This is a genomic window from Flavihumibacter petaseus NBRC 106054, assembly GCF_000974785.1.
Lineage (GTDB): Bacteria > Bacteroidota > Bacteroidia > Chitinophagales > Chitinophagaceae > Flavihumibacter > Flavihumibacter petaseus.
This window is the reverse complement of sequence record NZ_BBWV01000001.1, coordinates 376307-388832: the sequence shown is the minus strand read 5'-3', so window position 1 is coordinate 388832 and position 12526 is coordinate 376307. Positions and strand designations below refer to the sequence as shown.

Here is a 12526-nt window from a genome sequence, read left to right as displayed (position 1 = left end):
TGACCTGTCCGATAAGCTACCTTTGCGGCCATGACAGCAGTTTATCTTAAGAAGAAGGTTAGCCGAAGAGTAGAAAACGGGCATCCCTGGGTTTTTGCCAATGAAGTGGGAAAGATTGAAGGTGCCATCGACCCGGGTGATATTGTGGACCTCCTTACCCATGAGGGGAAGTTTGTCGGTAGGGGATATGCTAATCCCAAGTCCCAGATATTTGTCCGCCTGCTTACCCGGAACAAACAGGAAATGATCAATGATGCCTTTTTCCTGAACCGGATCAGCACTGCCTGGGAATACCGCCAGAAGCTTGGTTATACTGAAAACTGCCGCCTGATCTTTGGCGAAGCCGACTTTCTTCCTGCACTGATTATCGACAAATTCAACGATTATTTTGTGCTGCAGACACTGGCGCTGGGTATCGACCGGTGGAAACCTGCCATCGTGGATGCTTTAAATACGGTATTCTCACCCAAAGGAATCTATGAAAGAAATGACGTTCCTGTCAGGGAACTGGAGGGATTACCATTGGTTAAAGGCTTCCTTTCCGCACCATTTAATACGCTGATCACGATCAGGGAAAATGGTCTGCAATTCCTGGTAGATGTGGAAAATGGTCAGAAGACAGGCTATTTCCTTGATCAGCAGGACAACCGCAGGGCGATTGAGCATATTGTCAAAGGGGCTGACGTATTGGGTGCATTTACGTATACCGGAACTTTTGAAATCCACGCCGCGCATTACGGCGCGAAATCAGTGCTGGGACTCGACATTTCAGCAAACGCTGTCATGCAGGCCGACCGGAACGCTGCTCTGAACGGGTTTGATAAAGTGTGCAGTTTCATGGAAGTGAATGCTTTTGATGTATTAAAAGCCTGGGCAAAGGAAGGCCGCCAGTTTGACGTGGTGATGCTCGACCCGCCGGCTTTTACAAAAAGCAGGGAAAATATCAATAAGGCGATTACCGGTTACAAGGAAATTAACCTGAGGGGAATGAAGCTTGTTAAACCGGGAGGATTTCTCGTTACAACTTCCTGCACAAACCTGGTGCAGCCGGATCTTTTCCTGGAAATTATTGAAATGGCCGCTAAAGATGCACGCAGAACCTTAAGGCAGGTAGTTTACCGCGCACAGGCAAGTGACCATCCGATTGTATGGGGACTGGAAAACACACACTACCTGAAATTCCTGATCGTTCAGGTGTTGTAACTGAATGAAAATAAATTATTTGGTAACCTGAAAACGACCGGATTCAACTATTTTCCCGGTTTTATCGCGTAACTGGTAGATGTAGATGCCGCGAAAATACTGCGAAAGATCAATGGTCGTTTTGGGGTTTACATTCTTCTGTTCGAACACTTTCTTACCCAGGAAGTTGAATACTTCAAAGCTATAAGTCTTATCGTATTGACGGGGGAAATCGAAAGTAATCTGGCTGATTGCCGGGTTGGGATAAAACCTGACCGCTGCAGGTTGAGGCTGGCTGGTTTGGGCCATTCCTTCAATTGCAAATACCATAAAAAGGGATAATGTAAAAAATATCCTCATCGGCGATTACGGTTACAGGTCCTTTTAAACAAGTTATTTCAATTTTCTCAAAAATACAATGCCAGCCGGCAAATCTAACAGAATATTAGGGCAATCCTTCAAGTGTCTTATTAATTGCCTCAAAATCAGGCTGTTCTTTCACATTTTCCAATACTTCCGCATACTTCACAATCCCCATCCTGTCGATCACAAAAGCTGCTCTCATCGATACGCCGCGCATGTCAAAGGAGAAAGATTCCATAAGCACCCCGTATGCTGCTGACGTTTCTTTATTAAAATCACTGAGCAGCGTAAAATTCAGTCGCTGGTCGGCTTTGAATTTTGCCAGGGTATAAACGGAATCGACGCTGATTGCAAAAACGCGGGCATCGAGCTGATTATACAACGTAAGATTGTCCCGCACATTGCATAACTCTGCTGTACAAACGCTGGAAAATGCCTGGGGGTAGAATAGTAACAGCACGTTTTCACCCCGCTGTTCGTAAAGGGATACCCTTATTTTTTCCGAACTGAAGAGGTTGAAATCCGGTGCCGGCTGACCTGGAACAGGGTGCATGGGTTACCATTTTAGTAGGTAGTGAAAGGGTACGGATTAAAAACGGGGACAGTGGATCTTGAATTTCGAAGAACTTTCACGATCCAGGAAACCAATATAGGTGACCGATAATTCAAAACCGCCGCGGCCCTGGCTGGCTGTCTTGAGCTGCGAAACGTTCACATCATAACTGAATCCCAGTGAAAAAGGATTGTAATCTATCTTGAGTGCGGGGATCAGGGCATCTTTGGCACGAATAAAAGCACCCAGCTGCAAGACATAATCAGGCGTCTCCGGATCGCCGAACTTATAGCCATACATGGCACCTCCAATGACCTCTGACGCGCTTCCCTGTTTGGAATAGTCTGCCTGGAGGTTGAAAAAACTTTCGTCATTCAGATCAAATTTTACACCACCGGAAACAACCCATTTGGGATGAAGCGCTTCATTGGCATTTCTGTAAAATGAGTTGGAGGGACGGTTGACGTGGTGGTAGGCTACACCAAAGAACAGGTTGTTGTCTTCTTCCTTACCGAAACTCATGTTGAATGCAGTCCCAACGCTGGCATCCGGGTACCAGTAATTTGCATTTGCAAAGGTTTCTCCACTGGCTACGGCAGGATTGAAGGCGCCGCCGGTGAATTGGTTGTCGGTTGTGATTTTTGACTGGTCAATGCTTCTGCGTACCATCCCGCCCATAAAACCAACGGAAAGGAACATGTTTCGTTCGCTGCTGAGGGATTTATGATAGTTGATGGCAGGCAACAAATGGGTAGAGGTGAGGGATACAGTTCCGGCACGATCATACAGCATCTGCAGGCCAGCAGTTATGAAATCCTCGGTTCCTCCAACCGGTAACTTGTATTCAAAATTCAGCGAACCACTGCGATAGGCGTTTGTAAAACTGTTCCACTGATCCCGGTAGACGATCTGTGCCCTTATGTCTCCGGTAAAGATCCCGGCAAGTGAAGGGTTCCGCAATAGCGGTGCTTCGTAGAACTGGGAAAAGTGAATGTCCTGTGCACGCAGCTTCCCCGTGGTCAGCAGCGTTACCATCAACATCAGGAAAGTGATATGGGAAAATCTGGTTTTCATAGTCTTATCTGATCAGGGTGACATTTCCTTTCAACGGAACGATCTGACCATTGTCGCAGATCACTTCAATGATATAAACATAGGCATCAGATTGAGCCTTCATACCGCGGACCATACCATCCCAGCCCTGCGACCTGTCGTTTGCAGGGAAATTCTTTTTCTCGAATACAATCTCACCCCAGCGATTGAAGATGCGCATGGACTGGATCCTGTTCAGACCTTTGCCTCTCGGGTAGAAGACATCATTCTGTCCGTCATTATTCGGGCTGAAGGTGTTTGGAATAAAGTAGTTGTCACCTACGCACAGTACAGTTACAACTATATTGCTGGTAGCGCGGCATCCGTTGGAGTCTACGACGGCGATATTATAGTTGGTCGTGAATTGCGGGTTGGCAGTGGGTGTACCGCAGTTAGTGCAGCTGAGATTATTCGCCGGCGTCCAGGTCCAGGTCATTACGTTGGAACTGTATGAAACCGGCAGTGTTACGCTTCCGCCCACCGGCATGGAGACTTCTGGCTGGTTGGTAATAACCGGGTTCGGCCAAACCATTACTTCTTTGGTGGTATCTGAAGAACATCCGAGGAGGTTGGAAGCAACGAGTGCCAGCTGCTGGGTGCCGGGTGATGAATAATTGTTGCGGATCACCGGCTCTGCTGAATTCTGGCTGCCGTTGTAGGTCCATTTCCAGATGGTCAGTGAGTCCGGAACTACGGTAGTAGCCCTGAATTCAACAACATTACCCACGCATACCTCATCCGGCCCGTTGATAACCGCCAATGGTGTACGGTATACCCTGACAGTGTCTGTCCTGCTGTTTACGCAACCTTTGGCTGTTGTCATGTTTTCAGTGACGAGATAGGTTCCCGGGTTGGCGAAATGATAAGAGAAGTGTTCGCCGGTCATAACGCCACCATCACCCATGGTCCAGTTCCAGGATACTATGCTGTCTGCACCATCCAGGCTGTAGTCCTGGAAAGCTACTGTTCCTGTATCGCAAAATGCTTTACTGCTCAGGTCAAAGTCCGGCAGAATGCCGTTAACGGTTATGCGGCTGCTTCCGCCAACATTAACCTGGCAGTCCAGGCTATCATAAAGCGTGAGCCTGGGAGAATAAATACCGGGTCTCAGATAGGTATGGGTCAGATTTGTAGCCTGCGAACTATCAAATGTTCCGTCACCGAACGAAATGGAATAGGCCGTATTCGGCGGCGGAACAATAGTGAAGTTTGCTGTAAGCGTATTACAGTTTTCAAGCGGATTGTAGGTGAATACCGTTTGCGTATTGGGATTATACACATTCACTTCCGCAGAAGCAGTTCTCTTACATCCGTGGTACCCTGTTACAGTTAGGGTTGCAGTATATTTCCCGTATGTATTATAGAAGTTACTGGTAGAAGGCAGGTTAGATAGGTTGCCATCTCCAAAATCCCAAAGCAGGCTTTCGACGTTGGTTGACGTTGAAACAAATTTTGTTTCAAGTGGTGGACATATTGACGAAGAATCATACAGTTCGAAAGATGCAGTTGGTGCTGCAATACGGATATAGCTCGTCCTGATCAGCGAGTCAATGCATCCGTTTTCGTCTGTCACGATCAACCGGACAGTATAGGACGTGTCTTTTCCCGTATAGGTATGCACCGGATCCTTAGCTGTGGACTTTCCATTATCGCCAAAATCCCATTGGTAAGAAAGACCGTTTCCTTTTGTCATGTCAAAAAAGCTGACAGCAACATCAGGACAATAAATTGTGTCTTCTGCCATAAAATTAACCTGAGGCTTGGTTATAATGGCGACAGCTGTTTTAGTTGTAGTGTCTTTGCATCCAAAATTGTCAACCGTGATCAACCTGATGGAATAAGTGCCGGCATTCGTATAGGAATGGGTTATGGGCAGTGCGGTGAATGTTGTGTCTGTACCATCGCCGAAAGTGAATCTCCAGCTCTTTATTGAGTTCGGAGGGGTTGACAGATCTGTAATACCGATCTGCGCATTCACGCAACCACCGTTATTCGCAACAGAGAAATCATTTTCAGCGCCTACTATTTTGATCAGGTCGGTTTTGGTTACCGTAACCCAGCAGTTATTCTTATCTTTTACAGACAGTGAAACATCGTAATTGCCTTTAACCGGAATTCGCAGTGTAGCGGTGTCGTCGGTAATTGAGGTTGGTACCCCTTCAATAGACCAAAGGTATTCAGTAATATTTTCGGTGAATGCAGCAGGAACCGTAAGCCGGACCTGATCGTTCGGGCAGTATTGAGGTTTATTTGTTTCTATTTCCGGATTAAGCCGGTATAAATTCACCTGGACCTGTTTTCTGTACTGACACTGATCATCTTTCGCCGTTAAGGAAACAGTATAGGATCCGAAACTGCTGTATATAATTGGTGGTGGATCTTTCAGTGTGGAGGTGGTGCCGTTTCCAAAGTCCCAGAAATAAGTGGTCGTTCCATGTGTTGCATCTTCAATTGACAGGTTTTCAAAACTCACTCTTCTGGGGTTGGAACAATCCACATTTGCCACAAATTTAGCGACAGGTGCATAGGTGGTGAGAAATCCCTCCTTTACCAGGGTGTCGGGGCATCCATTATTGAAGGCAATCAGGGTTACATCCATCCTGCCTGTATCCTGGTACATATAACTGGGACTTTCTTCGGATGACTTTCCTTCGTCGCCAAAAAGCCAGATCCATTGATCAGCCGGCGTTGCCAGGGAGGTGAAGTCTACCGCCTCACCTGCACAAAATGCATTTTTGGAAACGGTAAAGTCTATAGTTGGAGGAGTGCCTACCCGCACACTATCCGGAGATACGTAGGTTATCGAACAACCGGCACTCGTAGTAACGGTAACTTTAACTTCATACCGGCCATAATTTGTATAGGTGTGCACAGGGAATGGGCCGGTGGCAGTACTTCCGTCGCCAAAATCCCATTGATAGGATACAACGGTATCGAGCGAATTAAAGACAAAAGAAGGCTTGTAGTCAAACGGTACGCAACCTCCATTGGCCACCGGGATGATCCTGAGGTCAACAGGCGGCCTGATTTCAATGATATCAGTTTTAGTGACTGTACTGGGGCATCCCAGGGCGTTGGTAACTGTCAGCGTAACGGAGAACTGGCCTTCAGTTGTATAAATGTGCTCCGGATTTTTTTCGGTGCTTGTAGTACCATCGCCAAAGTCCCATAACCAGTTACTGGAATTTGCCGTGGTGTCCTGGAACTTTACCGTATGTGGTGCCTGGCAGCCTTTACTATTGGTCACCAGGAAGCCAAGGTCAGGGGGGGTGGTTACTTTGATCGTTCTGCTGAAAGTTCCGGTACATTCAGCATAGGCATTAATAAGCTTGACTGTATAGATGCCAGGTACTGTGTAAGCTTTGACCGGGTTAATTTCAAGCGACGTTGTTCCGTCGCCGAAATCCCAGGTAGCTGAAGTGGGGGTGGAACTTCCCTGGTTCGTGAACTGAACGGGATTGTCGGGACAAACGCTATCGGGTGCTATAAAACTGGTATTGTCAGTAGAAAACGTAATCGGTTTTTCCAGAGAATCCTTACAGCCGTAGTTACTGGTGGTAACAAGTTTTACATTAAACGTACCGGGTTCATCATAAACTGTTGTGGGATTCTTGTCATTTGACGTCAGGCCGTTGCCGAGTACCCACTTGTGGGAAAGTATCCCTGGGCCGGTAGTCTGATTATTAAAGGTAACATCCACCGGGATGGTGCAGGCGGTGGACCTGGAAAATTCAAAATTGGGCGTAATTCCACCGATAATCCGCATAAACCGGGGCCGGGCATTGGTAACTGTGCAGCCATTGGAGGTTGTAACCGTTAACGTCACATTGTAATACCCCACATTGGTATATAACTTTTTGGGGTTTTTTAAAGTGGAGGTCGTTCCATCGCCAAAATCCCATAACCAGCCGGTAATGCTTCCCGAGGGTACCGTAGACAAATCTGTGTATTGTATTTCGATAGGCGCACAGGCTATATTGTTACTTGCCCTGAAAACAACATTCGCTGACGGATAAACCGTTATTTTCCCCTCCGTTCTCCGTACGCCGTATTGGTTGCGGACGTTCAATTTCACCGTAAACGTATTGTTACCGGCCGGATCGTAAACGTAAGTGGTCACGGGGTTTTTGGAAGTAGTCAGCACGCCGTTGCCGAGATCCCATTGGTAGCTTAGTGGACCCGCTCCGGTAGACTGATCTGTAAAGCGTACCACCAGTGGAGAACAACCCTGAGTAACATCAGCAGTAAATTTAGGAACGGGAGCTTGCGCCAATAGTTTCACCCATGAGGTGACAGCCAGCAGCAGGAGAAGGATAATATGTTTTGTTCTCAACAAGTCGGTTTTTGTTTTTTCAGAAAGCAACTTGTTTTCAACAGGGTAGAAACAACGGATTATACGGGTCATGACCTGGATCTATTTCTTCTTCAGATACAACTGTCTCGCAGATCCATCAACAGTCGTCTGCGCCTTCACATAGTCCCAGGAGTTATCAACAACTTTCCAAAGGGCATTCAGTTTTTTAACAGGGTCACCTGCTTCCGGAAAACTGGCACTGATCGTCATGGCATTCGGATCTCCATCCCAGGTTCCTTTAACCTCACCTGTGCTGGAAAGGCCACTGACCTTACCATCCCGGTAAAACTGAAATTCGTACGGAGAAAACGATGCGGTGATATCCTGGCCGGCGTCTACAAAGGAATATACATACCATCGGCCATTTGTCATAGCGTCCAGTACCAGATCTTCCTTTTTGTCCTCAATGGCTTTTTTGCAGGAAAGTCCCAAAAAGGTAATTACTAATAGCCATGCCAGTTTTCTCATATCGCAGCCTCCTCCGGTTGAAAAGCGTAAATGAAACGGTATTTATCATTCACATATTGCATAAAGTGACCGATGTTTATTCCTTCCCCGGTTACCTCCCGGCAGAGTTCTTCACTTGTGAAAAATCTGCCATGCATATGCACCTTTTTCCGCAGCCAATCCAATAGCAAATGGTATTCCCCTTTTTCGATCCTGACAGACAAATCCGGAATTTCGTGGGCTGCAGCTGCGAAAAACTGCGCTGCATATAGACTACCGAGGCTGTATGTGGGAAAATATCCGAAACTGCCATGGCTCCAGTGAACATCCTGCAGGCAACCACGGCTGTTATCCGGTACCTCGATTCCAAGGTATCGTTTGTAACCTGCTGCCCATGCGTCGGGGATATCGTTCACCGAAAGGTCTCCGCCGATCAGTGATTTTTCAATTTCATAACGGATGAGAACGTGAAAATGATAGGTCAGCTCATCTGCTTCCGTACGTATCAGGGAGGGTTCCACGCGATTGGCCGCACGGTACAGCTGATCGGGATTGGTTTTGTGGAATTGCATGGGAAAATACTGCAACAGGAGGGGCAGAAAATTCCTGCTCCAGGCAAGGCTCCTCCCGACATTGTTTTCCCAAAGCCGCGATTGTGACTCGTGAATGCTTAATGAAGCATATTCCCCGAGGGGCAAACCGTATTGAGATTCCGGCAACCCCTGCTCATACAGGGCATGCCCCAGTTCATGGATCGTGCTCCAGGTCATGTAGGAAAGATCGTTTTCGTCAATCCTCGTGGTAATGCGTACATCCCGGCTGCTGAAATTGGTGGTGAACGGGTGGGCAGACTTATCCTGGCGGCCTGCACTGGTATCAAATCCCATTAATTTCAACATATCGAGACTGAACGCCCACTGATCAGTTTCAGGAAAATACTGGCGGAAGATGGCGTTGTCTACCTGCGGACGGGTACCGATCCGGTCAATCAGTTGCTGCAACGGCCCGCGGAGTGCACCAAAAATTTTGTCGAGAAGATCAGTAGTACAGCCACGCTCATACTGATTAAGGAGGGCATTGTAGGGATGACCCTCGAATCCCAGCAAGGCGGCTTCCTCTTTCTTGAGTGTAACCAGGGTCTCCAATATTGGTGCGAAACGGTTGAAGTTATTTTCAGACCGGGCAGTTACCCATGCCTGAAAAGCTTTGGAAACGGTTTCGCTCATTCGGCGTACAAAAGCAGCCGGAAGCCTGGATGCCTGATCAAAGTCATAGGCGGTAAGATCCAGGTTGCGTGTGGCCATGGGATCGGTACTGCCGGACGAACGCAAACGACTTACAAGGTCACCCATTGCCGGATCTGTAAAACGGCTATGTGCCAATTCGCTCAGGGTGGCGATTTGCCTTGACCTGCCATCTGCTCCGGCCTCAGGCATATAAGTTTCCTGGTCCCATTGCAGTACGGCAGTTGCGTATCGGATATCAGCGATTTCGCGCATCCGGTCTACATAGTTTTCATATCCCATAATCACAACAGTACGACCTTTTTTGTAAACTGCTTTTGCTGCGTGTAATATACCGAATAAACCAGCGCCACACTATCTTTGGCCATGCGCATTAATGAAATCACAGATGCCCTGGAACAGCTTGCTCCACCTGCCTTCCAGGAGGCTTATGACAATACCGGGTTACTTACCGGAAACAGCGGGTGGGATTGCAGGGGCGTGCTCGTTTCCCTCGACGCAACAGAAGAAATTGTACAGGAAGCAATTGACAGAGACTGTAACCTTATCGTCGCACATCACCCGATCCTGTTTTCCGGATTGAAAAAACTGACCGGTAAAAACTACCTGGAAAAGGCGATCATCCTGGCAATCAAAGCCGACATTGCCATCTATGCCATCCATACGAACCTTGACAATGTGCTGAACGGCGTAAACGGGCGGATTGCGCGGCAGATGGGGCTTGAGCATACCAGGATATTGCAGCCGAAGGAGGGGATGCTGAGGAAACTGGTTACCTATGTTCCGCAGGGATATCTCGATCAGGTGCGGAATGCCCTGTTTGCAGCCGGTGGAGGGCATATCGGAAATTACAGTGAATGCAGCTTTTCAGCGCCCGGAACCGGTACCTTCCGTGGTGGGGAAAACACGAATCCGTTTGATGGCACGCCCGGCATCCGGCAGGAGTCTCCGGAATTCAAATTGGAACTGGTCTATCCCCTGCCGATGGAAAGAGCGATCCTGAAAGCACTGCGGAACAGTCATCCATACGAAGAAATAGCGGTTGACCTCCTGCCGCTCGGCAACAGGCATGACGGGATAGGCTCCGGGATATGGGGCGAATTACCTGTCGCGATGGCGGAAACCAGCTTCCTGGAGTGGCTGAAGGGCATTTTCAGGGTTCCGGTAATCCGGCATACCAAACTGCTGAACCGGCCGGTAAAGCGGGTGGCAGTATGCGGCGGAGCCGGTAGTTTCCTTATTTCCAATGCAATAGGTATTAATGCTGATGCGTATATTACTGCGGATATGAAGTATCACCAGTTTTTTGATGCCGATAGCAGGCTGTTGCTGGCCGACCCTGGTCACTTTGAGACCGAGCAATTCACCATCGACCTTCTGCATGAATATTTGGCAGAAAAATTCCCTACCTTTGCCGTCTTCAAAACGGGGCAGAGCACAAACCCGGTGAATTATTATACCTAATTTCAAAAGCTATTATGGCTACTGTAAAAGACTTTTCGGTTGAAGAAAAATTGGTTTCACTGATTACCCTCCAGAAAATCGAATCCAAAATCGATGAATTTCAGATTCTGAAAGGAGAGTTGCCGATTGAAGTGAGCGATCTGGAAGATGAGATCCAGGGCCTTCATTCCCGTCAGACCAGGATCGAAGAAGAGATCAACGGAATCAATGAATTCATCAACCAGAAGAAGGAAGCCATCAAGGAAGCTGAAGCACTGGTAAAGAAATATGAAAAGCAGAGCACGAATGTGAAGAACAGTCGTGAATTTGAAGCGATCACCAAGGAAATTGAAATGCAGCAGCTCGAGGTAAAGCTTGCTGAAAAACATATCAAGGACGCACAGGAAGAGATCTCCGACAAAGTGCTTACGCTGGATAAGGCAAAGAAAACCACCAATACCAAGGAAGGTGTTCTCAAGCACAAAAAGGATGAGCTGGAAAAGATCATCTCTACAACAGAAACAGACGAGAAACACTTTAACAAACTGGCTGCTGACGCCCGTGAAAAATGCGATCCCCGTCTGCTGCTTTCCTACGACCGCATCCGCACAAATTACAGAAACGGCCTTGCGGTAGTTCCTGTGGTAAGAGACGCCTGCGGTGGTTGTTTTAACGCAATTCCCCCTCAGCGTCAGAGCGAGATCAAACAACGTAAGAAGATCATCGTTTGTGAAAACTGTGGCCGTATCCTGGTTGATACCGACCTGAACGACAGCGTTGAAGTAAAATAATCCCTAAGGGTTGGTCATGAAGGGCTTGCAGATTTTGTGGGAAGAAATCATTGGATTCTTCGGCATCAGTCATTGGATGACCATGTTTCAGTCCGGTGACTTCAGTAGCCTGTATACTCGCGACGGCGTAGTTGCTGCTATTGGGCCCCTGATCCCGCTCGTGCTGATCATTGAGATCGTCCGTGCGCTATTTTACAAGAAGTTCAAGATCGAAGACTATCGTGTTCCCTTCCTGATCTTTGTTTTCAACCGGTTCATCGGCAGGTTTTTATCTTTTGCCGTGGTGGGATTCTGCCTGGCATTTTTTGGCCGGTTCGCACCCTTTACCACAACGTTTACCTGGTACTGGCTGATCTACGGGTACATCATTTGGGAACTATCCCATTTCGTGTATCATTTTCTCGGTCACAAGGTGCGGTTGTTCTGGTGCCTGCATTCCACGCATCACGCACCGGAGACCATGAACATGTCGGTTACCTACGCACATTTCTTCCTGGAAGCACCATATGCCGATTTTATCCGGACAACGATCTGTGTTCTCCTGGGCGTTAATGCACCACTGTTATTTTTTATCATGTTTATTGATGGTACCTGGGGCAGTTTTATTCATGTGGGTGAATCAGTAATGAAGGACGGACGCATGGGGAAGCTGAAACATCTTATTCTAACGCCATCGCATCACCGCGTGCATCATGCGCGCAATCCCATTTACATGGATACCAATTTCTGCAACCTTCTGAATATCTGGGACCGCCTGTTTGGCACGTTCCAGCAGGAAGACAAACAGTATCCCATGGAATATGGCATCACCCGCAAAATGAATCCCCGGAATTTCTGGGATGTATATTTCGGAGAATTCCGTGAGCTTGGCCGCGATGTGATAGCAGCACCTGGTCTGAAGAACAAAGTCCTCTATATGATCATGCCTCCCGGATGGAGTCATACCGGGGACCACAAAACTGCCACCGTAACCAAAAACGCTTTCCGCGAATCTGTCACCCCGCACTAACGTTTTTCCACCGGATTTTACCTGCAGGGGAATTCCTGGCACACAATT

General features: G+C 47.7%; 10 protein-coding genes. 4 read left to right on the top strand and 6 right to left on the bottom strand.

Going from position 1 to position 12526, the window contains the following annotated elements; genetic code table 11:
• The first annotated feature begins 30 nt into the window (after positions 1 to 30).
• Positions 31 to 1203, top strand: coding sequence for a class I SAM-dependent rRNA methyltransferase (locus tag FPE01S_RS01665; protein ID WP_046367201.1), 1173 nt, complete (start codon positions 31 to 33; stop codon positions 1201 to 1203).
• Positions 1204 to 1218: 15 nt separating this feature from the next.
• On the opposite strand, the gene FPE01S_RS01660 is transcribed toward FPE01S_RS01665, so the two are convergent.
• The 6 genes from FPE01S_RS01660 to FPE01S_RS01635 all read right to left on the bottom strand — a co-directional run bounded on the left by FPE01S_RS01660 (position 1219) and on the right by FPE01S_RS01635 (position 9517).
• On the bottom strand, positions 1219 to 1512 hold the full coding sequence (locus FPE01S_RS01660) for a T9SS type A sorting domain-containing protein (RefSeq protein ID WP_046367200.1): 294 nt from the start codon (positions 1510 to 1512) through the stop codon (positions 1219 to 1221).
• A 115-nt stretch (positions 1513 to 1627) separates the two neighbouring features.
• Positions 1628 to 2098, bottom strand: coding sequence for a redoxin domain-containing protein (locus FPE01S_RS01655; RefSeq protein WP_046367199.1), 471 nt, complete (start codon positions 2096 to 2098; stop codon positions 1628 to 1630).
• A 36-nt stretch (positions 2099 to 2134) separates the two neighbouring features.
• Positions 2135 to 3172 carry a PorP/SprF family type IX secretion system membrane protein gene (locus tag FPE01S_RS01650; protein WP_046367198.1) on the bottom strand — a complete coding sequence of 346 codons (1038 nt, stop codon included), beginning with the start codon at positions 3170 to 3172 and terminating at the stop codon, positions 2135 to 2137.
• A gap of 4 nt (positions 3173 to 3176) precedes the next feature.
• On the bottom strand, positions 3177 to 7523 hold the full coding sequence (locus FPE01S_RS01645) for a PKD domain-containing protein (RefSeq protein ID WP_169749117.1): 4347 nt from the start codon (positions 7521 to 7523) through the stop codon (positions 3177 to 3179).
• 81 nt (positions 7524 to 7604) lie between these two features.
• A complete protein-coding gene (locus tag FPE01S_RS01640; protein WP_157473855.1) occupies positions 7605 to 7976 on the bottom strand; it encodes a hypothetical protein in 372 nt (123 codons plus the stop codon).
• Between the two features lie 32 nt (positions 7977 to 8008).
• Positions 8009 to 9517: a carboxypeptidase M32 gene (locus FPE01S_RS01635; RefSeq protein WP_046367195.1), complete on the bottom strand. Its 1509-nt coding sequence runs from the start codon at positions 9515 to 9517 to the stop codon at positions 8009 to 8011.
• Positions 9518 to 9601: 84 nt separating this feature from the next.
• On the opposite strand from FPE01S_RS01635, the gene FPE01S_RS01630 reads away from it, so the two are divergent.
• From FPE01S_RS01630 to FPE01S_RS01620, 3 genes are read left to right on the top strand one after another with little or no spacing between them, the layout of a single operon-like run.
• A complete protein-coding gene (locus FPE01S_RS01630; RefSeq protein ID WP_046367194.1) occupies positions 9602 to 10699 on the top strand; it encodes a Nif3-like dinuclear metal center hexameric protein in 1098 nt (365 codons plus the stop codon).
• Positions 10700 to 10713: 14 nt separating this feature from the next.
• Positions 10714 to 11469 carry a zinc ribbon domain-containing protein gene (locus FPE01S_RS01625; RefSeq protein WP_046367193.1) on the top strand — a complete coding sequence of 252 codons (756 nt, stop codon included), beginning with the start codon at positions 10714 to 10716 and terminating at the stop codon, positions 11467 to 11469.
• A 16-nt stretch (positions 11470 to 11485) separates the two neighbouring features.
• The gene (locus tag FPE01S_RS01620) at positions 11486 to 12478 is read left to right on the top strand and encodes a sterol desaturase family protein (RefSeq protein WP_046367192.1); all 993 of its coding nucleotides are present in this window, start codon (positions 11486 to 11488) and stop codon (positions 12476 to 12478) included.
• Positions 12479 to 12526: the final 48 nt, after the last annotated feature.